Origin of the sequence: Leifsonia sp. AG29, assembly GCF_009765225.1 — a bacterium.
Classification (GTDB): domain Bacteria; phylum Actinomycetota; class Actinomycetes; order Actinomycetales; family Microbacteriaceae; genus Leifsonia.
In genome coordinates, this window is sequence record NZ_VMSF01000001.1 from 760,619 (window position 1) to 785,755 (window position 25,137).

Here is a 25,137-nt window from a genome sequence, read left to right on the forward strand (position 1 = left end):
CGATGACCGTCAGCCTGCTCCGCACGCCGGACACCTCCTCCCGTCAGCTGATGACCCGGCGCGGCTGGTGGCTAGTGGGGATGAACGTCCTGCTGCCGGGGTCGGCCCAGCTCGTCGCGGGCGACCGCCGCCTCGGACGTGTCGGCGTGGTCTCGACGCTCGTCCTGTGGGTCGGGGCCCTGCTCGCGCTCCTCCTGTCGGCGATCTCCCCGCAGGTCGTCTACACGCTGTTCACGCAGGCGGGCAGTCTGACCGCGCTTCAGGTGCTGCTCATCCTCTACGCGATCCTGTGGGTGGTCCTGACGCTCGATACGCTCCGTCTCGTCCGGCTCATCCGGGCGAGGCCGAAAGCGCGCGCCTGGATAGCAGGCTCGGCGATCGTGATGCTGGTCGCGCTCACCGGCGCGGCGGGCTACGGTTCCGTCGTCGCGGGCTCGGCGCGGGGCGCGCTCGGGGACATCTTCGCGGCCGGGCCGTCCGTGCCTCCTGTGAACGGCCGCTACAACATCATGCTGCTCGGAGGGGACGCCGGTCCGGATCGGGAGGGTCTCCGCCCGGACAGCATGTCGATCGTCAGCGTCGACGCGGCCACCGGGAAGGCCGTCACGATCGGTCTCCCGCGCGACCTGAACCAGGTCCCGTTCCCCGCCTCCTCGCCGATGCGCGCGGTCTACCCCGACGGGTACGGGTACCGCGACCGCTGCGACGTGGACGTGTGCCAGCTCAACTCGATCTACACCGAGGTCGAGCTCTACAAGCGCGACCTCTATCCGGACGCCCGCAAGAAGGGGAGCGAGCCGGGCATCGAGGCCATGCGCGACGCTCTGGAGGGCGCGACCGGGCTGACCATTCAGTACTACGTGCTGATCGACATGCAGGGATTCTCGGACCTCATCGACGCCCTGGGCGGCGTGGACATCGCGGTCACCCAGCGCATCCCGATCGGCGGAGACGAGAACCTCAACGGGGTCGTCGAGTGGATCCAGCCCGGCATGCACCACATGGACGGCTACCACGCTCAGTGGTACGCGCGCGCCCGCCACGGGTCGAGCGACTACGACCGGATGGCCCGTCAGCGGCAGCTCCAGGACGCGATCCTCAAACAGGTGAACCCGGTGAACATCGTGACCAAGTTCCAGGCGATCGCAGGCGCCGGCAAACAGGTCGTGAAGACCGACATCCCCCAGTCGATGCTCGGGTACTTCGTCGACCTGGGCCTCAAGACGCGGAGGCTCCCGGTCAGCCAGCTCGAGCTCGTCCCGCCCCTGGTTCCGAAGCCGTCCGACCCCGACTTCGCGGCCATCCGGAAGCTCGTGCGGCAAGCCGTCGCCCCGGCCGCTCACGCCTCGGCGGCCGGCTAGCAGGAGGGCCGCCGCTCCCAGGTGACCCCTGAACGGGTCACAGGAACTGCCCAGGCCGCGCCGGTACCGTCGCCCGCCTATGACGGGTACTGGTGGAAACGTGGCGGAGAAGACGGTGACGAGAACGGGACGGCTGACGGCGCTGGACGGCTTGCGAGGGCTGGCGGCGATCGTGGTCCTCTTCCACCACGCCATGTACACCAATCCCGACTTCCCGGGTGCACCCGGCGGCGGCCACGCGCCCATCGGCTCGCCGCTCTGGTGGATCAGCTACACGCCGCTCAAGCTCCTGACGGCCGGCGCAGAGTCGGTGGTGGTCTTCTTCGCGCTCTCCGGTCTCGTGGTCACGCTTCCGGTGGTCCGGCATCGCGGTTTCGACTGGGCGGCCTACTTCCCGCGCCGCGTCGTCCGGCTGATGGTGCCGGTCATGGCCGCGGCCGTCCTCGCCGCCGCCTGGGTCATGGCGATACCCCAGAAGACGACCCAGCCGGACGGCACCTGGCTCAGCAACTCCTCGACCCCGGGCTTCGACTGGACCTACCTCGTGAAGGCGATGGACCTCCTCGGCGGCGACGGCCAGATCGACAACCCGCTCTGGTCGCTGCGCTGGGAGCTCGTGTTCTCCCTCGCGCTGCCGGTGTTCGCGATCGCCGCGATCGCCGTGCGCAAGTGGTGGCTCGGGGGTCTCGCGGCCGCCTGCGCGCTGACCTGGCTGGGCGCGCGTGCCGGCTCGGGCGCTCTCGAGTATCTCCCGGCCTTCTTCGTCGGCGCCGTCATCGCCGTCCGGGTCGACGCGGTGCGCAACGTGGCCGATCGCATCAACACCCACTGGTACCGCCACCCGGTGTGGGCGGGGCTGACGGTGGGGAGCGCGATGCTCCTCATCGCCCCCTGGCTGGTGGGCCCGGGCGTCGCCGAGATGCCGGAGCTGGTCTCGGCCCTCAAGGGCCTGGTGCCGCTGGCCGCCGCCGGCCTGATCGTCGCCGCCCTCGGCTGGCGGCCGCTCCACCGCCTCTTCGAGTCGCGGCCGCTGCAGTTCTCGGGCCGCATCTCCTTCAGCCTCTACCTCGTGCACGTGCCGATCCTGATCTTCAGCACCTATCTGTTCGCCGGCCAGACCTGGTATGTCCCGCTGCTGTTCGGAACCCCTGTCGCCGTCCTCGTCGCCGTCGGCTTCACCTGGCTCGTCGAGCAGCGCAGCCATGGCTGGTCGAAGGCCGCGGGCGCGTGGGCGTCGCGCCGGTACGCCGCCTGGTTCGGTCGCGAGGACGACGAGGTCGCCGCCGGTTCCGAGCGGCAGGACGAGAAGGCGCTCGCCGCCTCCGCTCGCTGAGCGCCCGGCTCAGAGGTCGGCGTGGAGCTGCCAGACGCGCTCCGCGGAGTCCCTCCAGCTGAAGGCGCGGGCACGATCCGACGCCAGGACGCCCAGGCGGGATCGAAGGTCGGCATCGGCGAGGACCCGGGCGATCGCGGCCGCCAGGCGCTCGCTGTAGCCGTCCTCGTCGTCCGGGCCGGCGGGGCGCTCGACAACGAGGCTCGCCCCGGCCGCCACCTCGACCAGCGCGGGGTCGTCGGAGTGGATCACCGGGAGCCCGAACTTGAACGCCTCCACGATCGGCAGGCCGAAGCCTTCGGCCACGCTCGGGTACACGAACAGGGAGGCGCGGTCCAGCACGACGGCCAGGTCGGGGTCGTCGAGCCGGCCGAGCGCCCGGACGCGGTCCTCGGGCAGCCCCGCCGCCGCTGACACGCCCGTCGCGGTCGCGTCGCCGTACTGGTCGGGGCCCGCGATGAGGAGCGGGATCTCCTCCGCCTCCGGACGGGCGACGGCCCGGATGAGGGCCGCGATGCCCTTGCGCGGCTCGATCGTCCCGATCGTGAGCGCGTACCGCTCGGGGAGGCCGAGGCGCTCGGCGCGCTCGTCGGCGTCGGCCGGGAGGCGGAGCGTGGTCGCCGGGGCGCCACCGATGACGCGGATCCGGTCGCCCAGCTCCAGGCGCTCCGCGAGACGGTCGGCGACGGCGTGCGTGGGGACGACGATGGCATCGGCGTGCTTGCGGGCGCGCTTCGCCATGCGCTTCGTCCACAGTGCGGTGGCGGCGCCGAGCGACTCGGGATGCGTCCAGGCGAGAGTGTCGTGGATCGTTACGGCGACCTGGTCCGCGGTCTCCGGACCGCGGCGGCGCAGGGGCGCGAGGAGTGTCGGGGAGTGCAGCATCCCTCCCGAGCCGAGGGGGAGCCCGGACTGCCAGGCGACGGCGAGTTCGCGCGTAGCGAGCGGGAGGCGGGTCACCTCGGCCACCCCGGGCAGCAGCGCCCGGATCTCGGCGAGCTGCTCGTCAGGGACGTTCGACACGATCGCCTCGACGTCGCAGCCGGCGGGGGCCGTGGCGATCAGCTGACGGGTCAGCTCCTCGGTGTAGCGCCGGGCGCCCCCGGGGGCGTCATCGGTCAGCTCGTCGACCACCACTCGGAGAGTTGTCATCGTCCGTCGGAACTCCTGTCACCACCTCGGGCCGGCAGCCGCCGCCCGGCCTCCGACGATACCAGGGGCGCCTTCGCGTGGGCCGGGCGCCCCCGCCTCACGCGATGAGCCTCGCCAGCGAGGCAGGCATGAGCCCGCGACGACGGACGAGTCCGTGCCAGAGGCCGACGAGGGAGGCGGCGGCGTGCTTGGCCCGCTCCGGACCGGCGGTCACCGTGACCGCGATGAGGAGCGCCTCCCGCCGGAGCAGCCGGGCCGTCCAGCGCGGGTGCCGCCGTGCGCTGCGGAACGCGAGGTCGATGCTGTTCCGCGCCACGTAGTAGTGCCGGAAGGGGCGGTGGTAACGGTAGAGCACGGGCCGGCCACCGCGGCGGAGGGCGATGCCGAACGGCCGGAAGGGGACCATGTCGCCGAGCTCGTGCCCGAGGTCGGTGCCGTCGGCCACGGCGATCGCGTAGCCCTTGTCGCGCACGCGGAGGCAGTACTCGGTGTCGACGCCGTCGATCACCAGGCGCTCGTCCATCAGGCCGCACCGGCGGAGCACCTCCGCGCTGAGGAGGGTGCCGGACTGGATCGCCTCCCCGGTGACGCGGACTCCCTGGCGCGTCGACGTGGCGACCTCCCGGCCCCCGTTCACGGTGTCGGCCACCACCAGTCCGACGCGGAGCGACGGCGGCGCGGTCTCGAACCGCTCCACGAGCCGGGCGACGTAGCCCTCGGGGAGGGAGCTGTCCTGGTCGAGCGTGAGAACGTGCTCGGCGCCGCGCTCGAGCGCGCGGCGGATCCCGCGGTTGAGGGCGTGCGCGATGCCGCGGTTCGGTTCTCCCGCCAGCACCTCGAGGGCGGGGGAGGGGGGAAGCGCCGGGCCCTCGCCCGCCGGGCTTCCGTCGTCGACGACGATGACCGAGTCGACCTGACGCGCCACGCCCGCCACCCGCTCGGCGAACCCGGCGCCGGGACGGTAGGCCGGGATGACGGCGATGACCTGGGTCACGGAGGGTGCGGGCCTTTCGCGGTCGGACGCGGGCGGGATGCGTAAGCTAGTCTACGGTGACGGAACGAGGGGCCGGTGAGATCGTGGCGGACGACGAGCGCCTTCGGGAGCAGGAGCGCCAGCTCGCCCTGGTCGACCGGGTCCTCGGCCTCGAGGCCGAGCTCGCGGAGCTGAGCCTGCAGAGCACGCTGTCGCCGAGCGCACAGCTCGCTGCCGAGCAGGAGCTGGCCCGCCTCCGCCGCAGCGCGGAGCTCCGCATCGGCCACGCGCTGACCGCTCCGGCGCGGGTCGCGCGCCGCACGATCGAGCGCCGCTCCCAGCGATGAGCGACGGCCGCGTGGCCGCCGGCGCCCTCCGCGTCTTCGAGACGCGCTTCGACGCCCGCCTCCTGGAGGAGACGAGGGAGCCCTATGCGGTGGTCCTGCGCGCGGGCGCCCGTCTGACCCCCGACGCCCTCGAGATCATCGAAGGCACGCTGCTGCGCTTCCCGGAGACGACCTTGCTCTACGGCGACGACACCGGGACGGCGCGGCCGGCGTTCTCGCCCGTGCGTCTCCGGTCGCAGGACTACCTCGGTGGAGTGGTGGTGCTGGCCGCGGATGCCGCGCGGGAGGCGCTCTCACGTCTCTCGGGTGCGCTGGCGGCCGGCTTGCCCACCGGCGACGCCCTCGTGTGGCTGATCGCGCTCCAGCTCGCCGAACAGGGCGCCCCCGGGGTCGCCGTACCGCAGCCGCTCACGGTCCCGGCGGACGACGCGGCCGGCGTTCCGGCGAGCGCCGACGACGCGCGGCGTGTCCAGGAGTTGCTCGGAGCGAACGGCGTCGAGTCTTCGGTCTCGGTCGCCGCCGGTGGCGTCCTCGACATCCGCTATCCGGTCGGGGAGGCGCCGCTCGTCTCGATCGTGATGCCCACCCGAGGCGGCTCCGGGAGCGTCCACGGCCGGGAGCGCTGCTTCGTCGTGGAGGCGGTCCGCAGCATCCTCGAGAAGAGCACGTATCCCCGCCTCGAGATCGTGGTGGTCGCCGACGCCGACACACCGCCGGAGGTGGAGGCCGAGCTCGCGCTGATCGCCGGCGACCGGCTGCGCCTGATCCGGTGGTCGGCGCCCTTCAACTTCGCCGCGAAGATGAACCGCGGCGCTCTCGAGGCCTCCGGCGAGTACCTCCTGCTGCTGAACGACGACGTCGAGGTGCTCAGCGCCGACTGGATCGAGCGGATGCTCGGCCTCGCCCTCCAGAAACGCGTGGGCCTCGTCGGGGCGCTGCTCCTCTTCGAGGACGGCACCGTCCAGCACGGCGGCCACCTCTACCGTCGCGGCGAGCCCACCCACGCCGCCATCGGCGTGCCGCGCGACGATCCGGGCCCGGGCGGGAGCCTCCTCGTCGATCGCGAGGTGTCGGGCGTGACGGCGGCGTGCGCCCTGCTGAGCGCCGAGCGGTTCCGGGAGGTCGGCGGATTCTCCGCGCTCCTGCCGAGCAACTACAACGACGTCGACCTGTGCCTCAAGCTCGGGAGCCGTGGGCTCTCGGTGCTGTGGACCCCGCACGCGGTGCTGCACCACTACGAGTCGCGCTCGCGCGTCGCCCGGATCGTCCCGTACGAGCGGCAGCTGCTGCTGCGGCGCTGGGCCAGCCGGATCCAGGTCGACCCGTTCTGGCCCGAGCGCTGAGCGTCAGTTGTCGAGCGCGGCGCGGGCCTTGAGGGGCTCCCACCAGTCGCGGTTGTCGCGGTACCACTGCACGACGTCGGCGAGGCCCTGCTCGAACGGCACCTGCGGCTCGTAGCCGAGCTCCTTCTGGATCTTCGAGATGTCGACCGAGTATCGCAGGTCGTGGCCGAGGCGGTCGGCGACGCGGTCGACGTAGGACCAGTCCTTGCCGGTCGCGTCGAGGAGCAGCTGGGTGAGCTCCTTGTTCGTGAGCTCGGTGCCTCCGCCGATGTTGTAGATCTCGCCCGCACGGCCGTTCACGAGGACCATCGCGATGCCGCGGGTGTGGTCGTCGACGTGCAGCCAGTCGCGGATGTTGTTGCCCTCGCCGTAGAGCGGGACGTGCTTGTCGTCGATGAGGTTGGTCACGAACAGCGGGATGACCTTCTCGGGGAAGTGGTACGGCCCGTAGTTGTTCGAGCAGCGCGTGATCGAGAGGTTGAGCCCGTGCGTGCGGAAGTAGCTGCGGGCGAGGAGGTCGCTGCCGGCCTTGGAGGCGGAGTACGGCGAGTTCGGCTCGAGGGGCCGCTCCTCGGTCCAGGAGCCCTCGGCGATCGAGCCGTAGACCTCGTCGGTGGAGACGTGCACGAATCGCTCGACCTTGTTGCGCAGCGCGGCGTCGAGGAGCTGCTGAGTGCCGAGCACGTTGGTCTCGACGAAGATGGAGGCGTCGCGCACCGAGCGGTCGACGTGCGACTCGGCGGCGAAGTGCACGACCGCGTCGACGGTCGGGAAGAGCTCGTCGAGCAGTCCGCCGTCGCGGATGTCGCCCTTGATGAAGGTGTAGCGGGGGGAGTCCGCGACCGGTGCCAGGTTGGCCAGGTTGCCCGAGTAGGTCAGGGCGTCCAGCACGACGACGTCGGCGCCTTCGAGGCCCGGGTACGCGTCCTGCAGGGTGCGGCGGACGAAATTGGAGCCGATGAACCCGGCGCCTCCGGTGACGAGGATCTTCATACGGATGGGCTGCTTTCTGTCGGTGAACCGCACGAGAGTCTATCGTGACGACCGTGATTGGTAGACTCCCGGGGTGCAGATCCGTGAGCTCTCGATCCCTGACGCATACGAAGTGACCCCTCAGCAGCACGCGGACGACCGCGGGCTGTTCACCGAGTGGTACCGCTTCGACCGGCTCGAGGAGGCGGTCGGCCACCGGCTGGATCTCCGGCAGGGCAACCTGTCCGTCTCCCGGAAGGGCTCGGTGCGCGGCATCCACTTCGCCGACATCCCGCCGAGCCAGGCCAAGTACGTGATGGCCCCGCACGGTGCGGTCCTCGACTTCGTCATCGACATCCGGGTGGGGTCGCCGACGTTCGGCCAGTGGGACTCGGTCCTGCTCGACGACAAGGACCGGAGGGCCATCTATGTCGCCGAGGGTCTCGGCCACTGCTTCGTGGCGCTCACGGACGACGCGACCGTGAGCTACCTCGTCACCGACGTCTACAACCCGGGTCGCGAGCACGGGATCAACCCTCTCGACCCGCGGATCGCGCTGGAGTTCCCCCTTCCCGCGGAGGAGCTCCTCCTCTCGCCGAAGGACACCGGCGCCCCGGACCTCGATGCGGCGCTCGAGCAGGGCCTCCTGCCGACCTGGGAGGCGGCACGCGCCTTCTACGCCTCCCTCGACGAGAAGTAAGGACAGCGACCCATGCGCGGAATCATCCTGGCCGGCGGCTCGGGTACGCGGCTCTGGCCGATCACCAAGGGCATCTCCAAGCAGCTGATGCCGATCTACGACAAGCCGATGATCTACTATCCGCTCTCGACGCTGATGATGGCGGGCATCAACGAGATCCTCATCATCACCACGCCCGAGTACAACGAGCAGTTCCAGGCCCTCCTCGGCGACGGGTCCCAGCTCGGGATCCGCCTCGAGTACGCGGTGCAGCCCTCGCCGGACGGGCTCGCGCAGGCGTTCATCATCGGCGAGGAGTTCATCGGCGACGAGTCGGTGGCGCTGGTCCTCGGCGACAACATCTTCCACGGGGCCGGGCTCGGCTCGTCGCTGCGCAACCACAACGACCTCTCCGGCGCGCTGATCTTCGCTTACCACGTGAGCAACCCGCGGTCCTACGGCGTGGTCGAGTTCGACGACGAGTTCCGTGCCCTGTCGATCGAGGAGAAGCCGACCGCACCGAAGAGCAACTATGCGGTGCCGGGCCTCTACTTCTACGACAACGATGTCGTCGGCATCGCCAAGACCATCACGCCGAGCGCCCGGGGTGAGCTCGAGATATCGACCGTCAACGAGCGCTACCTCCAGGCCGGCAAGCTGCAGGTCCAGGTGCTCGACCGGGGCACGGCGTGGCTCGACACCGGCACGTTCGAGTCGATGATGCTCGCGAGCGAGTACGTCCGCGTCATCGAGGAGCGCCAGGGATTCAAGATCGGCTGCATCGAGGAGATCGCGTGGCGCGCGGGCTGGATCGATGAGGCGCAGCTGCGAGAGCTCGCGGAGCCGCTCGTGAAGAGCGGATACGGTCGCTACCTGATCGACCTCGTCGACGTCGCGGCAGGCTGAGGCCCGCTCAGGCGCTTCGGCCGGCCGCGCGCCGGAGGACGAGCGCGAGCCGGAGGCGCAGGCCCACCCGGAGCACCCAGCGCAGCGGCGCCTCCCAAGGGCGGTCGTAGCGCTTGCTCAGGTACCGGTAGGCGCTGTCGTGGTGGATCGTGACCATCTGGGCCGAGCGCTCAGAGGTCGAGTGGGCCCCCGAGTGCACAACGTTCGCGGCGGGGTCGTAGAGGTTCAGCCAGCCGGCGCGGCCGAAGCGCAGGCCGAGATCGACGTCCTCGAAGTACATGAAGTACCCGTCGTCGAAACCGCCGATGGCGTCGAAGGCGGAGCGCCGCACCATCAGGCAGGATCCCGACAGCCATCCCGACGGCCGCACCGACTCGTCGCCGGCGGTGTCGTGGTAGCGCTGGGTCCACGGATTGCTCGCCCAGATCGGCTGCAGGAGGCCGTGCCCGACGCCGGTGCGGAGCGAGGGCAGCCGACGCGCTGACGGGTACACCGTGCCGTCCTCGTTGAGTACGCGCGGTCCTGCTGCGGCGCCCCTCCGGTCGTGGTCGAGCAGGCGGACGAGCTCGCCGATCGTCCCGCGGGCGACTCGGACGTCGGGATTGGACACGAGGACGTATTCGATGTCGGTGCCCAGAGTGCGGATGCCCGCGTTCATTCCCCCGCCGTAGCCGAGGTTGTCCGTCAGCTCGAGCAGCCGTGCGCCGTGGCGCTCGGCCGTAAGACGCAGCGCCTCGATGTCGCGGGTGCCGTTGTCGACCACGACGATCTCGGCGGTGTCGCCCGCATCCTCCCGGATGCTCCGGAGGAAGTCGTCGATCACAGCGTTCGAGTTGAAGGTGACCGTGACGACAGCCGTCCTGGGTCGTTCGGCGGAAGACATCGTGACGAGTTTACCCGTGACCGGCGCCCGTGCGGTGCGCGTACAGGAGGGGTGCACCGGGGTTCCGTAGAATAGGTGGCCGTGCGAAAGGAACGGTGCAATGGCCGCTAAGAATGTGATCGTCACGGGAGCGGGCGGGTACGTCGGCAGGCATGTCGTCGTCGCGCTGCTCGACGCCGGCCACCGCGTGACGGCGGTCGTGCGTTCCGCGGCGCGGGCCGACCTCGACCCGCGGGCCGAGATCGTCGAGGCGGACATCCTCGCACCCGGGTTCAACGTGACCTCGCTCGCGGCCGAGCGTCCGGAGGTGCTCGTCCATCTCGCGTGGACCGACGGCTTCGTGCACAACGCACCGTCGCACATGCTCAACCTGTCGGCCCACTACGCCCTGCTCGACGGCGCCGCCGACTGGGGAGTGGAGCGCATCGCCGGACTCGGCACCATGCACGAGATCGGCTACTGGGAGGGGGCGATCGACGCGGACACCCCCACGAACCCCTCGACGCTGTACGGCATCTCCAAGGACGCCCTGCGGCGCGCGCTGTTCGCCACGGTCGCCAAGAAGACCGAGGTGGCGTGGCTGCGCTGCTACTACATCTTCGGCGACGACCGCCGGAACCACTCGATCTTCACGCGCCTCCTCGAGGCCGTCGACGCGGGCAAGAGCGTCTTCCCGTTCACCACCGGCAAGAACCGGTACGACTTCATCGACGTGGCGGAACTCGGCCGGCAGATCGCGGTCGCCGCGACGGCCGAGGGCGTCACCGGGACGATCAACTGCAGCACCGGGAACCCGGTGTCCCTGGCGGACCAGGTGGAGGCGTTCATCCGCGACAACGACCTGCCGATCGAGCTGGAGTACGGAGCCTTCCCGGACCGCCCCTACGACTCGCCCGGTGTCTGGGGCGACGCCACGCGGATCCGCGAGCTGATGGCGGTCGCCTCCGAGGCGTGACCGGCTGCGCTCAGCCGAGGAGCCCGGTCAGAGCCCCGGTCGTCGCCACCCAGACCCGCGGGCTCAGGCCGTAGTAGGCCGCCAGCCAGTTCACCGCCGACTGGTCGGCGACGGGCTGCTTGTAGCCGCCCGAGATCAGGTAGATCTGCGACGACGCCCGCTCGCGCATGAACAGCGGAGCCATGTTCGTACCGGCGAGGGGGACTCCGGTCCACGTCTTGGTGCCGAGCGGGGTGAACGCGCCGGCGCCGCCGAAGTTGGCGGGGTTCACTTCCAGCCATCCCTCGTCGACCGACACGAAGGACCGTCCGTCACTGGTCAGCCGGAGGGGCAGTGTGACGCTGGCGCCCATGTTCTGGAGGGACTGGGGCTGGAGACGCGTGGCGCCCGCGCCGACCTTCCCTGCTGCCGCCGGCGGGGAGACGATGAAGGCTCCTCCCTGGGTCGCCGCGACATACGTGCCGGAGCCGTTGGTGTACACGCCGGCGGGCGTCACGGGCAGACCGATCGGGGCGCCCGAGATCGCACCGGCCGACAGGCTCGTGGTCGTGGTGGGGATCCAGTAGAGGGCGAGGACCGACGGATCCGGTGTCTCCCGGCGCTGGCCGCCCTGCATGAGCCAGATCGTCCCGTCCGGGAGCTTGACCAGGTCGGTCAGCGTGCCGGCGGCGGAGTAGTCGGAGAGCGCGCCGAGCGTCGTCGTCGGGACCTTGCCGCAGGCGCTGCCGTAGTTCGCCACCTGCGTGCAGTCGCGGAACTGGTACCGGTTGGTTCCGTCGAGCAGGTAGACGGTCTGAGTGCCGGCGATCCCGACGATGGTCCCCGCGGGCGGGTTGACACCGCGGAGCGCTCCGTCCGCCGCGTTCCAGACCGTCGGCGGCACGCCGAACGTCAGGGAGATCCAGGTCAGTGCGCTCTGATCGGCGACGGTCTGCTTGACCCCGCCGCTGATGAGATAGACCTGGGCGTTCGATCGCTCCTTGATGAAGAGAGCGGACTTCGCGGTCCCCACCAGGGGCACGCCCGTCCACGAGTTGGCCGGCAGCGACGTGAACGTCGAGGTCCCGAAGGTCGTGCCGTCCACCTCCAGCCAGCCACCGTCGACGGCGATGAAGAAGCGGCTGCTCGATGCCAGCCGCAGCGGCAGCGGACCCGAGGGGGACAGGCGCTGGAAGGAGGCGGGCTGCAGGGGGACTGCGCGCGTCGCGACGCCGCCCGCTGCGGCCGCGGCAGAAATCGAGTACGCGCCGCCGAACGTCGAAGCCGTGTAGTTGCCCTGACCGTCTGTGAACACCCCGGCGCCGACGACGGGCGGCCCCACCGGTGTGCTCGCGAGTGCGGAGTTCGACAGGCTGGTCGTCGTCGCAGGAACGCCGTACGGAGCTAGCACCGAGGCGTCGGGCGTCTGCCTCCGCGTCCCGCTCTGCATGAACCATACGGAGGCGTCCGGCAGCTTCACGAGATCGGTGAGCGGACCGCCGTCGTTCAACTGGACGATCTGCGCGGCGGTGATGACGGGGAGGGTGGTGCAGTCGTACCCGAAGCTGGCCGCCTGACCGCAATCCCGGAAGCGGTAGCGCCGACCCTGATCGACGAGGAACACGCTGCCGTCACTGACGCGGATGGCCCGCTGCACGGGCGCACCGGCGTCCTGGTAGCTGTTGAACTGGGCCTGGGTCAGGTCGGTCACCGCACCCATGGTCGAGTACTGCGCGAGCAGATCGCTCGACGGGAACACGTAACGACGGTTGCCGCTGGTCAGGTAGACGGCGCTGGTCCCGCTCAGCCGAATGAGGCTCCCCGACTGGGTGGGCGACCCGAACCAGTCGCTCCACAGCCGCCAGAAGTTCCGGTTGCCGTAGGTCGAGCAGGAGTCGCCGGTGCCGTACAGGTTCGCGAGCGCTGCCGCATTCGGCTGGTACGGCGTGTAGTCGTACAGCCCGGCTGTCGCGTAACCCTGGATGTAGACCGACGAGCTGCCGCACGCCGAGTTGGGGTTGTAGAGGATCCGGTTCCAGGCGTTGGGCTGGTAGTTGAAAGAGGTGGGGCGCGCCCGGTACACCTGGAACTGCCGGGCTCCGTAGTAGAGCTGGTAGAAGAATCCGCCGTAAGCGGGGTTGCACGGTGCTGTGTCCGGACATGAGAAGCCCGTCGCGTGCAAGAAGGCGCCCTGAGTCGGAGCCGAGGAGGTGACGAGCCCCTGCTCCTTCTCGAGCAGCACGACCAGCGCCTTCTGGCTGATCCCGCACGCCGCGCCCACACGCGCGATGATGCTCGCCGCCGATTCCGAGGCCATCCCGCTGAACGGAGCGCAATATGCGTCTCCGGACATGCTCGGCGTTGCCTGCGTGTAGCTGTAGAGACACGCGTAGGTGGACCGGCACACCGAGTTCTTGCTCACCAGGAAGCTCTGGACGTCGGACGCGGTCATCGCCGACCCGTTGTAGAAGTTCTGGTCGCTGACCAGGTACCCCGCGGAGAAGTCCGACGCGGAGGCGGCGTCGGCGGGAGGCGCGTCGCGCCCGTCGACGGCGACCAGGGTGCTGACCGCGGCCAAGGCCGCCAGCGCGATGGCGATGACGCGCATCCGTGCTCTCACCGCGGACGACCTCCCGGACCCATGCCCGTGCCTCCATATGGCACAGACGCTGGGTCGAACCTATCGCACGGGTTCGTCCAGGCGGGACACCACGAGCGGGCGTGGCGGTTGCAGGTTGGCGAAGCGGCTGTTGAACGTCGTCACGCCGCCCGACTCGAAGGGATGGCCCGCGAGGACGTCGATGCGGATCGCCTTCTGCAGGGCGTCGTAGACGTGCGAGGCGTCCCCGTCCTGGATCGACGCGCTGACGTCGAAGGTGCCGGGACGCACCGGGAGGGCGGGGATGAGCACGTCGATCGTCCCGTCGCCCGGGCGGATGCTCTCGGCGACATAGCCCGAGTCGAGCGAGTGGTGACCCCAGACGAACACGCCGTCGCGGGTGTCCACGGAGACGCCGAAGGTCGGACGCGCGATCTCGGCCTCGGAATGGTAGTGGAGGCGGATCGTGACCTCGTCGCCCGTCTTGCTGGTACGGGTGTCGGTGCCGTCCACGAGCCACTCGATCTTCGTGATCATGGCCTCGCCGCTGCCGAACCGCACTCCGCCGGACTCGACGCGGCGGACGTGGTGCTCGGCGTCGGCGTAAGCGTCGACGATCGTCATGGCGTCGCCCACGTCCACCACCTTGCCGTTCCGCAGCCACGCGGCCGAGTCGCAGAAGGTCCGCATCTGCTCGATCGCGTGGCTGACCACCACGACCGTGCGGCCGGACGCCTTCAGCTCGGAGAACTTGTCCATGCACTTCTCCTGGAACTGGAGGTCGCCCACGGCGAGCACCTCGTCGACCAGGAGGATCTCGGGCTCGACATGGATCGAGACGGCGAAGCCGAGGCGGACGTACATGCCGCTCGAGTAGTTCTTCACCGGTTGATCGATGAACCGCTCCACGCCGGCGAAGTCGACGATCGAGTCGAACTTCGAGTCGATCTCCTTCTTGGACATCCCGAGGATCGCGCCGTTCAGATAGACGTTCTCGCGGCCCGTGAGGTTGGGGTGGAAGCCGGATCCGACCTCGAGCATCGCCGCGATCCGTCCGTCCACGGCGATCGAGCCCCGGTCCGGTGTCAGGATGCGTGCGATGCACTTGAGCAGCGTCGACTTCCCGGAACCGTTGTGCCCGAGGAGGCCGAAGGTGGTTCCGCGGGGGATCTCGAGGGAGACGTCGTCGAGCGCGAGGAACTCCGAGTGCTTCCCGCGGCCCCCGGACAGCAGGGCGGCCTTCAGCGAACGGTTGCGGCCCTCATAGACCCGGAAGGCCTTGGACACGTCCCGGACGGAGACGGCGATGTCGTTCATCAGAGCTCCTCCACGATTCTGGCCTGCTTCGCCCGGAAGACGAGACCGCCCACGACGAGCGCGCCGACACCCCAGAGTGCGCAGCTGATCCACACGTCGATCGGAGGCACGGCGTATCCGTAGACGATGGAACGGAACGCCTCGAGGAACTGCTCGGCCGGGTTCAGTCGGAAGATGAGCACGAGGGGGAGCGGCTCGCCGTTGATCGTGACGCCCGAGCGCTGGAGCGACGCCGCCGCGTTGGCGACCAGGGTGAGCGGGAAGAGCACGCCCGACGCGTACATCCAGATCTGGCTCACCAGCCCCCAGAGGTGCTCGATGTCCCGGAACCAGACGACCGCGATCGAGAGCATCATGCCGACGCCGGCGCCGAACATGGCGGCGAACAGGATGAACGGGATCAGGAGGGGGATCCCGAGGAACACCGCGGGTCCGCCGACGAACGCCATGATCACGATCACCACGGCGATGTCGGTCGCGAAGGTCACCACTGTCGCGATCACGGCTGAGAGCACGAGGACGACGCGCGGGAAGTAGACCTTCTCGAGCAGGCCGGCGTTGGTCACGAGCGCCGACATCCCCGTTCCGATGGACCCCGAGATGAAGCTCCAGGCGACCACACCGACGGCGATCCACATCGGGAACGACTCGACGTGCGAGTTCTCGCCGACGGGCGCGGGGCTGGCGAAGATGATCCCGAAGATGACGCTGTAGACCGCGATGGTGACGAGCGGGCTGATCAGGGACCAGGTCCGCCCGAGCACCGTGCCGTTGTACTGCGCCCGGATCGAGCGCCTGGCGAGGTTCCAGGTCAGTGACGCCGCTCGCCGGAACTCGGCGGAGGGCAGACGTTCTGCGATGGTCATGTCGACTCCAATGGATGCCGGGCCGCGCGCCGCTGACCGGGACGCGTTCCGCCCTTCGATCCGTTCACTTCGTGGCCGGCGGGAAGTTGAGGTGCCGCTCCGCCACCTGCAGGATCACCACGTCCGGGTGATGTTGGGCGACGAGCTTCGGGATGTCCGGCAGGCCGCCGGGAACGGTCATGTCGAAGTTGTGCCGCACCTGCCAGGTCTGCGCGAACTCCTGCTGCACCGGAATCGAGAGGCTGTTCCCCATGGAATCCCGGACGAAGAGCGCCGACTTGTCCGTGGCTGCGCCCGCGGTCGTGGTCGACGCGGGCAGCAGGCTCATGTCGGTCGCCTGATCGCCCGGCACGAAGCTCGAGGTGCCGTCGGACTTCGTCAGCGTGACGGGCTTCAGGGCGGGCTCGTAGTTCGGAGTCGTCCAGTCCGGGACCGGGCTGGTGATGTTGAACGGCGCGAACTCGTTGTTCTTGTCGCTCGTGGTCACACCGTTCATCGCCGGGACCGTGAGCGTGCCGAGCGCGGAGGTCGTGGTGTTGATGCAGTCGGTGATCGACTTCCAGCCGACGTAGGCGCCGTAGTCGGTCCAGTGGCTGTTCACCCGGCTGTAGACCGGGGTCGTCTTCGACGCGTCGCGGAGCGGCGTCCGGATGTCGATGATCGGCAGATCCGGGTACTGGTGCAGCAACTGGTCGAGCGGGCCGGAGCCGCGGATGGACTGCGCCCAGTCGGGCAGCTCCTGCGGGTACACGTCCCACTTGGCCGGGGTCACGACGATGTAGAAGGGGATGTTCTGCGCGGCCAGCTCGTCGCGGAGCGACGCGAGGTAGGCGTGCCAGGTCTTCGCCTCGTCGACGGAGAGCGTGCGCCGGCCGACGGCCTGCGAGAAGTTCATCGCCTGGATGTCGTTCCAGAAGACGTAGCCGTTCTTGCCGAGGACGTAGTCCTTGCTGAGGTCGCTCTTGTGGGCGTCCCACACCGACTCCGCCTTGTCGGCCTTCCCGGTGAGCCAGAGCTGCTGGGCGGGAGGCGTGACAGCGGGACGGCAGCTCGCCGGCAGAGCGTGGGACACCGTCGACACGGGACCGCTGACCGCGGCCGGGGTCGCCGGAACGGGAGGGGTGTTCTCGATGTGCTTCTTGACGACGTAGCCCGTTCCCGCGGCCACGGCGGACAGCACGAAGAGGATGACGAGCGGCACGTAGTACAGGCGCCCCCACCGGCGGACCGACTTCTTGGCCTGCTGGTCCGGGGGCAGCTCGCGGAGGCTCACTGGGCCGCCTCCCCGCTGCTCTTGGACTCGCGGAGCGTCGCCGCGAAGCTCGTGGACGAGTAGACCGGGTCGACCCAGCGCCGCTTCAACCGGAGGCTCACCGGTGCCCAGCGGTCGAGCACCCACTGGAGCGGCGCGGGCGTCCAGTTCTTGAGGCTCATGGCGGGCTTCTCGATCAGGTGCCAGCTGATGAAGGCCAGCAGGTGGCACGCGACGATGACCACGAGGTGGTAGGGCAGCCAGCCGGCCTTCTGGAGGCCGAAGTAGGCCACGAGCGTCATCACGGGCCAGCCGAAGATGTAGATGCCGTACGAGAGGTCGCCGTACTTCTCCCAGTGGTTGAGCTTGGTGGCACGGACCGCGATCCACATGAGGAAGTAGCAGAACGCGTACTGGCCGTACGCGAGCCAACCGCCGACCGCGTACGTGGCGAGGCCGACCAGGATCGCCCCGATGGCCAGCCGATCGTCCATGGGTATCTTCTTCGGGAACAGCGCGAACAGCATTCCGAACGCGAACGGCCCGAGGAACAGCAGGTTGTAGATGTTCTGGAAGGAGGGGACGACGTGGGCCAGCTGACCGACGTAAGCCCACTGGAGGGTCGAGAGGACCAGGATCGCGATCGCGACGCTCCCGGCCAGCCAGCGGTGCGCGAGCACGCCGAAGAGGCCGAGCACCCCCACGAGGATGTACGCGCGGAACTCGTACATGAGCGTCCAGGCCGACCCGTTCCAGTCGTATCCGCCGTGCAGCTGCGCGTACGGCAGCTCGGAGCCCATCCCGCCGATGTTCCGCTGGGTGAGCACCAGGGTGAAGTTGTTCCAGAAGTAGGTCAGCGGCGAGTCATGGGTGGTCGTGAAGTACCCGCCGATCGACCCCTTCTCCTGAATCCACGCGATGGGTCCGAACACGAAAGCCACGGTGAGGAGCGAGAGCCACCACGCCGGGAAGATCCTCAGGAAGCGTCGCCAGAAGTAGCGCAGGGTACTCGAGCGGCCCATGCGGCTCTGGGTGATCAGAAAACCCGAGAAGAAGAAGAAGCCGGTGACCGCCACGCCGCCCAGGGACTGCTCGTGGCTGATCTGGGTCCCGAGGTCCTCGCCTCCGTAGAACCCGCCCAGGGGGCCGGCGTGGGAGAAGATGACGAGGAAGGCCATCAGCCACCGGAGGAATCCGATGGAATTGGCGCGCGGATTGAAGACCTCCGCCAGACTCTTCGGCACTACGAACCCTCACCTCTCGTCGTCTTCCTCAGCCGTTGGGCCAGCCCGCGGCCGCGACGGTAGACCGAACGCGCCGGCGTGTAGACCCGGCGGAGCTGCCACGCGAGCCGTGGGTGACGGGTGAACAGGTAGCGCTTGAGCTCCCGCATCGGATCCGTCGACACGCCGATATGGTTCCAGAGCCAGTCGACCTGATCGATCGGGTAACCGGGTACCACGGCCGACATCATGTCCAGCTTGTATTCGAGGAAGGTGTGACTGATCGCGGCGTATTCGGCGTTCGCGACCGTTCTCACATGGTAACCGAGTTCGGCCGCCGCGTACGCGGGGAGCCGCTCGTGGACGTGGGCCAGGCCTCCGTCGCCGTAGTCGCTCTCGGCCGCATAGTCCTCATAGGCCCACTCGGTGTCGGTCATCAGGCGGAGCGCCTCAGGGCGCGCCACGAACATGGCGCCGAACGGCGCGAGCGGAGAGACATCGTCGAGCGGGACGGAGATGCCGAGCCGCTGGCACAGCTTCTTCGTGGGTTCACGGTTGAGGAACCACGCGTGCCCGAGCGTCGGGTACCCGATGTGGATGGTCGGCGGGAAGGCCATACCGAGGCCGGGCTCGCGCTGGAACAGTCCGATGACGTTGGCCGCGTACCCGGGGGAGTTCAGGAGATTGTCGAGCTGCTGGCGCTTGAAGAACTCGCCGGCGTTGGGGGCGTCCTGCACGGTCTTCTTGGAGTGGATCTTGACGACCACGTCGTACCGGTCGCTGCGGAGGACATCGCGGGCGCCGATGTAGAAGGCGCTCTGGTCGCGCCCGCGGTTGGAGGCGACGACCCGCACCTCCGAGGAGCCGACGAGCTCGAGGTCGCGCTCGGCGATGACCTGCCGGATCGCCTCCGCCTTCTCCTCCGTGGCCGTGGTGACGTACAGGTCGAACGGCGACGGGAGCATCGCGAGACGGTCGAGGAGCTCGTTCGTCATGTCCTCGTAGAAGATGTGCACGACCGCCGCGATGCGCAGGGGCTTCTCCGGATCGTAGCGATCGGCGGTCTCCGGGAGGATCTCCAGCATGGAGGCGTTCGTGTTGAGCACCTTCGGCTGAGCGTTCCGCGCCAGATTGCTCCACAGCAGCTCCATCGGGTAGCCGTACGACGCCACCTCGTCGACGAGCCAGCGGCCGATGATGGCCTCCCGGTCGAGGTAGAGCGGGCTGTGGAAGAACGGGCGGCGCTTGAGCACCGGGCACCCGTCCTGCAGGAGGGTGCGCGCGCTGATGAACGCGGGGTGCTGCGACGGATAGGCCTCCTGCGGGAAGGCCAGGGCCTTCGTGAAGCCCTTGCTCTCGAAGTAGTGGGTGAACCGCGCCTCGTGATTGGTCACCGAGTCGACGTAGGTCTTGATCATCGGCATCCCGGACCAGTAGGCCCGCCACGCGTCCGACTGGAACAGGGACCGGCGCACGGCGATCCAGTGCGACTGGATGTGGGAGTGCATCGTGCCGACGAGCGTGTACGGGTTGGGCGAGACCTCGTCGTGGTCCGTCATGCCCCAGAAGTCGACCTCCTGGGCGTCCATGCGGTCGAAGACGGGCTTGAACGGCCGCACCGGTCCGAACCAGGTGTAGTTCATCAGGATGAGCTCGTCGTACTCGGCGAGGCGGTCCGCGCCGAAATGGTCGAGCGCCGCCTTGTACGCCCAGACGTCGAACCCGACGTTCTCCCGCTGCAGCACGGTGTCGGCGACGCCCTCGAGGGCTTCGCGCCCCTTCGGGGTCAGAGCGCCGTTGACCACCACGAAGATGTGCTCGGCGAACTCGCGGAGCGCCTTGAGCTTGTACGGGATGTAGTCGTCGACCTCGCCTCGCGGGTCGTAGAGGAAGTAGAAGATGACCCGTCGGTCACCGGGTCGGAAGGGCTTGGTGTCTTTCATAGGCGCTCACTCGCTCCGGGGTTGTTCCAGTCGTTGCTCGGTGACGGTTGCGCGGACCGGCCGGAAGGCCGGATTCCGCTCGAGGCAATCGACTTCGCCTTCGAAGCGATTCGGCGTAGGCGGGCGGGGAGGGAACGGGCATGGGCGGCCTGCAGTGCGGCGACCGCGGCGCTCAGGGCGTCGAGCTTGGCGTGGAGCGGGGCGAATTCGGCGGCGATGACGGAGGCGCTGCCCGCGGAGTTCGAGACGACGTCCTGGCGCGCGAGGTCGATCTGGCGGGAGAGGCGCTGATAGACGTCGCCGATCACCAGCGCGTCGCCGAGGCCGTTCCCGCGTGCCGCGTCGGCGCGGAGGAACGAGTCCCGCACGACCGGGGCGTAGGCGACGTGATCGTTGTGCGCGGCGTGGACGCTGTTGCCGAGGGCGCCGTCCTGCGCCTCCCGGAGGTGCCAGAAGGCGAGGGGCTCGCCGTCGACGAACCCGATCGTCGACACGGCAAGGAGCTTCAGGGTGAAGTGCCAGTCGGCGAGCACGGGCAGCTCGCCGTCCCACCCGCCGAGCTCGTCGAAGAGCGAGCGGCGCACGACCATCGAGCTCGGCGGAACGTAGTTGCTGATGAGGGTCTCGGTCAGGGTGACGCGGTTGATGTCGCTCCGCAGCCGCTCCCGGCGCAGTTCGGTGGCGCGGCCGTCCTCGAGCTGCTCGAAGACCGCTTCGCAGCGCACCGCGACGCCGCCGTCATCCGTGGAGGAGAGGTGCGACACGGTGGCGGCGAGGAAGCCGGGCGCCCAGGTGTCGTCGTCGTCGAGGATGGCGATGAGGGCCGAGTCGGAGGCCCGCACGCCGACGTTGACCGCCTCCTCGCGACCCACCGACCGGGTGTTGTGCACGACGATCGGGTCGCCGAGCCCGTCCAATCGCGAGATGAGCTCGTCCACGGGGGCCGGGTCGCCGCCGTCGTTGACGACGACGAGCTGGAAGTCGCGGAAGGTCTGGGCGGCGATACTGTCGAGCGCTCGCCGGAGGAGCACGATGCGATCGCGGGTACGCGTCACGACGGCGACCTGGTGCTCCATGTGATCCTTCCCGTCCCCGGACGGCCGTGACCGCGCGGCGGTAGTCGGGAACTGGAACATTGTAGCGGCCCGACCCTGAGGCCTTCCGGTGACGCGGCGAGGGCCGGAAGTCCCGCGGAACCGGTTGAGTACAGTGGATGCAGTCGAACCCCGCCCACCCCGCTGAGAGCCGGCTGCCGTCGCTCCGACCGAGAGGACCCCAGACGAATGAATGACTACGGCGACGTGCTCGTCACCGGAGGAGCCGGTTTCATCGGCTGCGCCCTGGCTCAGAGGCTCGCCGGCCGCGCCGGCCGGTGGGTGGCCTTCGACTCGCTCCACCCGCAGGTCCACGCCACGCACGAGCGCCCGGACGCCCTCCCGGAGGCTGCGGAGCTCGTCGTGGGCGACGTCACCTCCGCCGACGACTGGGACGCCCTCCTCGCCGGGTTCACCCCGACCACCGTGATCCACCTGGCGGCAGAGACCGGAACCGCGCAATCGTTCACCGAGTCGACGCGCCACGCGATGGTGAACGTGGTGGGCACGGCCGCGATGCTCGACGCGTTCACCCGTCGCGGCGCTTTCCCCGAGCGCTTCGTGCTCAGCAGCAGCCGGGCGGTCTACGGCGAGGGCGAGTGGGTCACGGCCGACGGCTCCGTCATCCATCCCGGGGTCCGCTCCCGCGAGCAGCTCGAGCGCGGCGAGTGGGATGTGCCGGGCGCGACGCCCCGGCCGAGCTCGGCCGCCCGCACGCAGCCCGCTCCGATCAACGTGTACGGGGCGACAAAGCTGGCTCAGGAGAACATCCTCAGCGCCTGGAGCGGGGCCCGCGGCCTGACGCTCGACATCCTGCGCCTTCAGAACGTCTACGGCCCGGGGCAGTCGCTGAGCAATCCCTACACCGGCATCGTCTCGCTGTTCTCGCGGCTGGCGCGCGCCGGGGAGACCATCCCGGTCTACGAGGACGGCGACATCACACGGGACTTCGTGTACATCGACGACGTGGTCGGCGCCTTCGCCGCCGCCATCGACCAGCCGGGCACCGCGGGCGAGCGCCGCTTCGACGTCGGCTCGGGGACGCCGAGCACGATCCTCGAGCTGGCCCGGGAGATCGCCGGGTTCCACGGCGCTCCGGAGCCCGTCATCACCGGCCGGTACCGCGACGGCGACGTCCGCTACGCGGCCTGCGACATCTCCGACACCCTGGCGCGGCTCGACTGGACGCCGGCCTGGTCGCTGAAGGACGGCGTGGCCTCGCTCCAGGGCTGGATCGAATCCAGGTCCGACGCCGGCGCGGCGTGACGCCGGTCCGGGTCGGCGTCGTGCTGTGCACCCACAACGGTGCCCGGTACGTCGCGGCACAGGCGCGCAGCATCGTCGAGCAGACGCTCCCGGCGAGCGAGATCGTCCTCTCCGACGACGCCTCCGCGGACGGCACGGTCGGCGTCGCCCGTTCCGTGCTGGAGAGCTCGCAGCTGGGGGTCACCGTGCTGGAGAACAGGCCCGCTCTCGGCGTGACGGCCAATTTCGAACAGGGCCTCCGTGCCTCGGGCGGCCAGGTCATCGCGCTGAGCGACCAGGACGACGTGTGGCATCCCGGCAAGCTGCAGACGATGGTCGGTGAGCTGGAGCGGTCCGGCGCACTCCTGGCGTGGAGCGACGCACGCCTGGTGGACGGCGACGGGGCGCCCCTCGGGCGAACGCTGTTCCAGGACCTCGAGGTCTCGTCGGCCGAGATCGAGTCCGTCCGCTCGGGCGATGCCTTCCCGGCACTGCTCCGTCGGAACCTTGCGACGGGAGCTACGGTCGTGCTGGATCGCTCCCTCCTCGACGTCGCGCTGCCGATCCCCGCGGAGTGGGTGCACGACGAGTGGCTCGCCGTCGTCGCCGCCGCCGTCGGCCGAGTGTCGGTGGTGACGGAGCCGACCATCGACTACCGGCTCCACGGCGGCAATCAGATCGGGGTCACGGCGCCGACGCTCGCCTACAAGGTCCGACGCGTGCTGGAAGCGCGCGGGGATCGCAACGCTGTGCTCGCCTCCAAGTTCACAGTCCTCGCGCAGCGCATGGCGTCCCTGGCGGACGTGGTGGGCGCGGACGTCGTTCGGGCGACGGAGCAGAAAGCGCGGTTCGAGCGTGCTCGTGAGGCGCTCCCCGCGTCGCGGTGGCTCCGGGTCGCGCCGGTGCTCCGCCTGCACCGCCGCGGCGCGTACCGCCGGTTCGCGAGCCGCGGTCTCTTCGACATCGCCCGTGATCTGCTGCAGTCGCACCGCGAACCGTCCCCCTCCTAGCGCGCTCGCGCCCGAGGGGCCGTCGACCGTCCGGCCGTGCGGGTCCTCTCATGTGCGCTCTCGTAAGCTAGGTGCCGTCCGTCTTCAGAAAGTTCCCGATGACCCGTCTGCTCTCGCCGATCGCCGCCCGGCCGTGGCTCGCCACCCTGCTCGTCTTCCTCGGGATCTTCCTGGCCGCCGAGGCGTGGGCCGTGTCGACACCGCTCAGCGGGAGTCCGGACGAGTCGTCCCACATCGTGAAGGCAGCCGCCGTCGTCCGCGGCGAGTTCATCGGCAAGCCGACGTCCGAGCCGGCCATCACGAACGTCGTCGTACCGGGCGACATCGCGACGGCGCCGTCCTGGCCCTGCTTCATGTTCAGAGCCGACGTGACCGCGGACTGCCACGGCCCGTTCACGGGAGGCCCGGACCGTACGACTTGGACCTCGGCCGGTCTCTACGACCCCTTGTACTACCTGGCGGTCGGTTGGCCGAGCCTGCTCTTCAGCACGGCCCACGCGACCGTCTTCGCGATGCGAACGATCGGCGCGCTCCTCTGCTCGGCGTTCCTGGCGATCGCGTTCGCGGCGCTGAGAAGGTCGGGTCTGCGGTTCTTCGCCGGGGCCACCATCTTCGCCGCCGCGACGCCGATGGTGCTCTTCCTCAGCGCCTCCGTGAATCCCAACGGCCTGGAGGTCGCCTCCGGCGTCGCCCTCCTCGCCCTGCTTCTCGCGCTCGTCCGCGGTGACGGCACGGGGCGCCGCTGGATGCTTCCGCTGGCGTTCCTGAGCGGTGCCGTCCTCGTCAATATGAGGGGCATCTCGCCGGTATGGCTGGCGGTCATCGGCATCGCCGCCATCGTCGGTGCCCGCAAGGGGCGACTGGGCGAGCTCCTCCGGCTGCCGGGCGTCTGGATCACGCTCGTCGGGATCGCAATCGCGGGTGCTTTCGCGGTGGCCTGGATCCTCGGTACCAACACGCTGAACTCGATGGGCACCTTCTCGGGGGCGGGGTACACGCCGCCGATCTCCGCCTTCGTCACGATGGTGCTGAACCGTTCGATCGATCCGGCGTTCGTGGGCATCTTCGGCTGGCTGGACACCTTCCCGCCCTCCTATGTCACGGCGGTCTGGGGCGCGCTCGCCGGAGGCATGGCCGTTCTCGCGCTGATCGTCGCACGGCGCCGACTCGTGTACGCCTTCATCGTCACCCTCGCCGGCCTCGTCCTGGTGCCCGCGGTGACTCAGGCGGGCTCGGTGGTGCACTCGGGGTACATCTGGCAGGGGCGCTACTCGCTCGTGGCTTTCGCCTGCGTGGTGCTCGTCGCGGGAGTCGTCCTCGGGGAACGGTTCGATCTCGCCGTGCTCCGCTCGGGGTTCGCCCGCCGCGCGGTGTGGACGCTCAGCGTCCTCGTCCTGACCGCCCACCTCCTCGCCCTCGTGTTCGCCATCAAGCGTTACTCGCGGGGTGCCTCCACCGAGTGGCTGTCGTTCATCGCGCATCCCGGGTGGCAGCCTCCGGGCGGATGGGTCGTGTGGCCCGTCGTCATGACGATCGGCATCGCCCTCGTCGCTGTGGCGTGGCGCGCGTCCACGTTGGCCGCTCCGGCCCTGGGCGAGCCCGCTGCGCACCTCGAAGGCCCGTCGGCGAACGAGAACGCCGCAGCGACGACGCCTCTGGCGGCTGAGACGACTCCCGTCGAGGAACGGGACGCTGTCCGCTGAGA

The 25,137-nt window shown here is 69.6% G+C and carries 21 protein-coding genes; 10 read left to right on the forward strand and 11 right to left on the reverse strand.

Annotation, left to right across the window (positions count from 1 at the left end):
- The first annotated feature begins 2 nt into the window (after nucleotides 1-2).
- Both FPT20_RS03745 and FPT20_RS03750 read left to right on the forward strand, forming a co-directional pair.
- On the forward strand, nucleotides 3-1,361 hold the full coding sequence (locus FPT20_RS03745; protein WP_158862725.1) for an LCP family protein: 1,359 nt from the start codon (nucleotides 3-5) through the stop codon (nucleotides 1,359-1,361).
- A 79-nt stretch (nucleotides 1,362-1,440) separates the two neighbouring features.
- Nucleotides 1,441-2,694 carry an acyltransferase family protein gene (locus tag FPT20_RS03750; RefSeq protein ID WP_233265374.1) on the forward strand — a complete coding sequence of 418 codons (1,254 nt, stop codon included), beginning with the start codon at nucleotides 1,441-1,443 and terminating at the stop codon, nucleotides 2,692-2,694.
- A gap of 9 nt (nucleotides 2,695-2,703) precedes the next feature.
- On the opposite strand, the gene FPT20_RS03755 is transcribed toward FPT20_RS03750, so the two are convergent.
- Together FPT20_RS03755 and FPT20_RS03760 are read right to left on the reverse strand one after the other, a co-directional pair.
- Nucleotides 2,704-3,846, reverse strand: coding sequence for a glycosyltransferase family 4 protein (locus FPT20_RS03755; RefSeq protein ID WP_158862727.1), 1,143 nt, complete (start codon nucleotides 3,844-3,846; stop codon nucleotides 2,704-2,706).
- A gap of 97 nt (nucleotides 3,847-3,943) precedes the next feature.
- The gene (locus FPT20_RS03760; RefSeq protein WP_158862729.1) at nucleotides 3,944-4,840 is read right to left on the reverse strand and encodes a glycosyltransferase; all 897 of its coding nucleotides are present in this window, start codon (nucleotides 4,838-4,840) and stop codon (nucleotides 3,944-3,946) included.
- Between the two features lie 56 nt (nucleotides 4,841-4,896).
- On the opposite strand from FPT20_RS03760, the gene FPT20_RS03765 reads away from it, so the two are divergent.
- Together FPT20_RS03765 and FPT20_RS03770 are read left to right on the forward strand one after the other, a co-directional pair.
- Nucleotides 4,897-5,166 carry a hypothetical protein gene (locus FPT20_RS03765; protein ID WP_158862731.1) on the forward strand — a complete coding sequence of 90 codons (270 nt, stop codon included), beginning with the start codon at nucleotides 4,897-4,899 and terminating at the stop codon, nucleotides 5,164-5,166.
- Entirely contained in the window at nucleotides 5,163-6,509 is a 1,347-nt protein-coding gene (locus FPT20_RS03770) for a glycosyltransferase family 2 protein (RefSeq protein WP_158862733.1), read from the forward strand. Before FPT20_RS03765 ends, FPT20_RS03770 begins: the two co-directional genes overlap by 4 nt.
- A 3-nt stretch (nucleotides 6,510-6,512) precedes the next feature.
- Here the strand turns inward: FPT20_RS03770 and rfbB are convergent, their stop codons facing one another.
- Complete coding sequence (rfbB, locus tag FPT20_RS03775) at nucleotides 6,513-7,502, reverse strand: dTDP-glucose 4,6-dehydratase (protein WP_158862735.1); 990 nt, start codon at nucleotides 7,500-7,502, stop codon at nucleotides 6,513-6,515.
- 73 nt (nucleotides 7,503-7,575) lie between these two features.
- Between rfbB and FPT20_RS03780 the strand changes: the two genes are divergently transcribed.
- Nucleotides 7,576-8,181, forward strand: coding sequence for a dTDP-4-dehydrorhamnose 3,5-epimerase family protein (locus FPT20_RS03780; protein WP_158862737.1), 606 nt, complete (start codon nucleotides 7,576-7,578; stop codon nucleotides 8,179-8,181).
- Nucleotides 8,182-8,193: 12 nt separating this feature from the next.
- Nucleotides 8,194-9,066, forward strand: a complete 873-nt coding sequence (rfbA, locus tag FPT20_RS03785; protein ID WP_158862739.1) for a glucose-1-phosphate thymidylyltransferase RfbA — start codon at nucleotides 8,194-8,196, stop codon at nucleotides 9,064-9,066.
- 7 nt (nucleotides 9,067-9,073) lie between these two features.
- On the opposite strand, the gene FPT20_RS03790 is transcribed toward rfbA, so the two are convergent.
- On the reverse strand, nucleotides 9,074-9,949 hold the full coding sequence (locus FPT20_RS03790) for a glycosyltransferase family 2 protein (RefSeq protein ID WP_158862741.1): 876 nt from the start codon (nucleotides 9,947-9,949) through the stop codon (nucleotides 9,074-9,076).
- A gap of 100 nt (nucleotides 9,950-10,049) precedes the next feature.
- Here FPT20_RS03790 and FPT20_RS03795 point away from each other — a divergent pair, with 100 nt between their 5' ends.
- Entirely contained in the window at nucleotides 10,050-10,904 is an 855-nt protein-coding gene (locus FPT20_RS03795; RefSeq protein WP_158862743.1) for an NAD-dependent epimerase/dehydratase family protein, read from the forward strand.
- 10 nt (nucleotides 10,905-10,914) lie between these two features.
- Here the strand turns inward: FPT20_RS03795 and FPT20_RS17920 are convergent, their stop codons facing one another.
- The 7 genes from FPT20_RS17920 to FPT20_RS03830 all read right to left on the reverse strand — a co-directional run bounded on the left by FPT20_RS17920 (nucleotide 10,915) and on the right by FPT20_RS03830 (nucleotide 21,159).
- On the reverse strand, nucleotides 10,915-13,503 hold the full coding sequence (locus tag FPT20_RS17920) for a hypothetical protein (protein WP_158862745.1): 2,589 nt from the start codon (nucleotides 13,501-13,503) through the stop codon (nucleotides 10,915-10,917).
- A 60-nt stretch (nucleotides 13,504-13,563) separates the two neighbouring features.
- Nucleotides 13,564-14,799 (reverse strand): ABC transporter ATP-binding protein, encoded by a 1,236-nt coding sequence (locus FPT20_RS17925; RefSeq protein WP_158862747.1) that lies wholly within the window; start codon nucleotides 14,797-14,799, stop codon nucleotides 13,564-13,566.
- Complete coding sequence (locus FPT20_RS03810; RefSeq protein WP_158862749.1) at nucleotides 14,799-15,665, reverse strand: ABC transporter permease; 867 nt, start codon at nucleotides 15,663-15,665, stop codon at nucleotides 14,799-14,801. Before FPT20_RS03810 ends, FPT20_RS17925 begins: the two co-directional genes overlap by 1 nt.
- Nucleotides 15,666-15,729: 64 nt before the next feature.
- Complete coding sequence (locus FPT20_RS03815) at nucleotides 15,730-16,938, reverse strand: alginate O-acetyltransferase AlgX-related protein (protein ID WP_158862751.1); 1,209 nt, start codon at nucleotides 16,936-16,938, stop codon at nucleotides 15,730-15,732.
- On the reverse strand, nucleotides 16,935-18,161 hold the full coding sequence (locus FPT20_RS03820; RefSeq protein WP_233265375.1) for an acyltransferase family protein: 1,227 nt from the start codon (nucleotides 18,159-18,161) through the stop codon (nucleotides 16,935-16,937). The genes FPT20_RS03815 and FPT20_RS03820 overlap by 4 nt, the downstream gene beginning before the upstream one ends.
- On the reverse strand, nucleotides 18,161-20,083 hold the full coding sequence (locus FPT20_RS03825; RefSeq protein ID WP_158862753.1) for a rhamnan synthesis F family protein: 1,923 nt from the start codon (nucleotides 20,081-20,083) through the stop codon (nucleotides 18,161-18,163). Before FPT20_RS03825 ends, FPT20_RS03820 begins: the two co-directional genes overlap by 1 nt.
- Nucleotides 20,080-21,159, reverse strand: coding sequence for a glycosyltransferase family 2 protein (locus tag FPT20_RS03830; protein WP_158862755.1), 1,080 nt, complete (start codon nucleotides 21,157-21,159; stop codon nucleotides 20,080-20,082). Before FPT20_RS03830 ends, FPT20_RS03825 begins: the two co-directional genes overlap by 4 nt.
- Before the next feature lie 207 nt (nucleotides 21,160-21,366).
- Here FPT20_RS03830 and FPT20_RS03835 point away from each other — a divergent pair, with 207 nt between their 5' ends.
- The 3 genes from FPT20_RS03835 to FPT20_RS03845 all read left to right on the forward strand — a co-directional run bounded on the left by FPT20_RS03835 (nucleotide 21,367) and on the right by FPT20_RS03845 (nucleotide 25,135).
- Entirely contained in the window at nucleotides 21,367-22,443 is a 1,077-nt protein-coding gene (locus FPT20_RS03835; protein ID WP_158862756.1) for an NAD-dependent epimerase/dehydratase family protein, read from the forward strand.
- Nucleotides 22,440-23,432, forward strand: a complete 993-nt coding sequence (locus FPT20_RS03840; RefSeq protein ID WP_158862758.1) for a glycosyltransferase — start codon at nucleotides 22,440-22,442, stop codon at nucleotides 23,430-23,432. Before FPT20_RS03835 ends, FPT20_RS03840 begins: the two co-directional genes overlap by 4 nt.
- Before the next feature lie 98 nt (nucleotides 23,433-23,530).
- Nucleotides 23,531-25,135, forward strand: a complete 1,605-nt coding sequence (locus FPT20_RS03845; RefSeq protein WP_158862760.1) for a DUF2142 domain-containing protein — start codon at nucleotides 23,531-23,533, stop codon at nucleotides 25,133-25,135.
- Nucleotides 25,136-25,137: the final 2 nt, after the last annotated feature.

Coding starts and splice junctions, on each gene's coding strand:
- FPT20_RS03745 (WP_158862725.1), top strand. CDS start 3: ATGACCGTCAGCCTGCTCCGCACGCCGGACACCTCCTCCCGTCAGCTG.
- FPT20_RS03750 (WP_233265374.1), top strand. CDS start 1,441: ATGACGGGTACTGGTGGAAACGTGGCGGAGAAGACGGTGACGAGAACG.
- FPT20_RS03755 (WP_158862727.1), bottom strand. CDS start 3,846: ATGACAACTCTCCGAGTGGTGGTCGACGAGCTGACCGATGACGCCCCC.
- FPT20_RS03770 (WP_158862733.1), top strand. CDS start 5,163: ATGAGCGACGGCCGCGTGGCCGCCGGCGCCCTCCGCGTCTTCGAGACG.
- rfbB (WP_158862735.1), bottom strand. CDS start 7,502: ATGAAGATCCTCGTCACCGGAGGCGCCGGGTTCATCGGCTCCAATTTC.
- rfbA (WP_158862739.1), top strand. CDS start 8,194: ATGCGCGGAATCATCCTGGCCGGCGGCTCGGGTACGCGGCTCTGGCCG.
- FPT20_RS03790 (WP_158862741.1), bottom strand. CDS start 9,949: ATGTCTTCCGCCGAACGACCCAGGACGGCTGTCGTCACGGTCACCTTC.
- FPT20_RS03795 (WP_158862743.1), top strand. CDS start 10,050: ATGGCCGCTAAGAATGTGATCGTCACGGGAGCGGGCGGGTACGTCGGC.
- FPT20_RS17925 (WP_158862747.1), bottom strand. CDS start 14,799: ATGAACGACATCGCCGTCTCCGTCCGGGACGTGTCCAAGGCCTTCCGG.
- FPT20_RS03810 (WP_158862749.1), bottom strand. CDS start 15,665: ATGACCATCGCAGAACGTCTGCCCTCCGCCGAGTTCCGGCGAGCGGCG.
- FPT20_RS03825 (WP_158862753.1), bottom strand. CDS start 20,083: ATGAAAGACACCAAGCCCTTCCGACCCGGTGACCGACGGGTCATCTTC.
- FPT20_RS03830 (WP_158862755.1), bottom strand. CDS start 21,159: ATGGAGCACCAGGTCGCCGTCGTGACGCGTACCCGCGATCGCATCGTG.
- FPT20_RS03835 (WP_158862756.1), top strand. CDS start 21,367: ATGAATGACTACGGCGACGTGCTCGTCACCGGAGGAGCCGGTTTCATC.
- FPT20_RS03845 (WP_158862760.1), top strand. CDS start 23,531: ATGACCCGTCTGCTCTCGCCGATCGCCGCCCGGCCGTGGCTCGCCACC.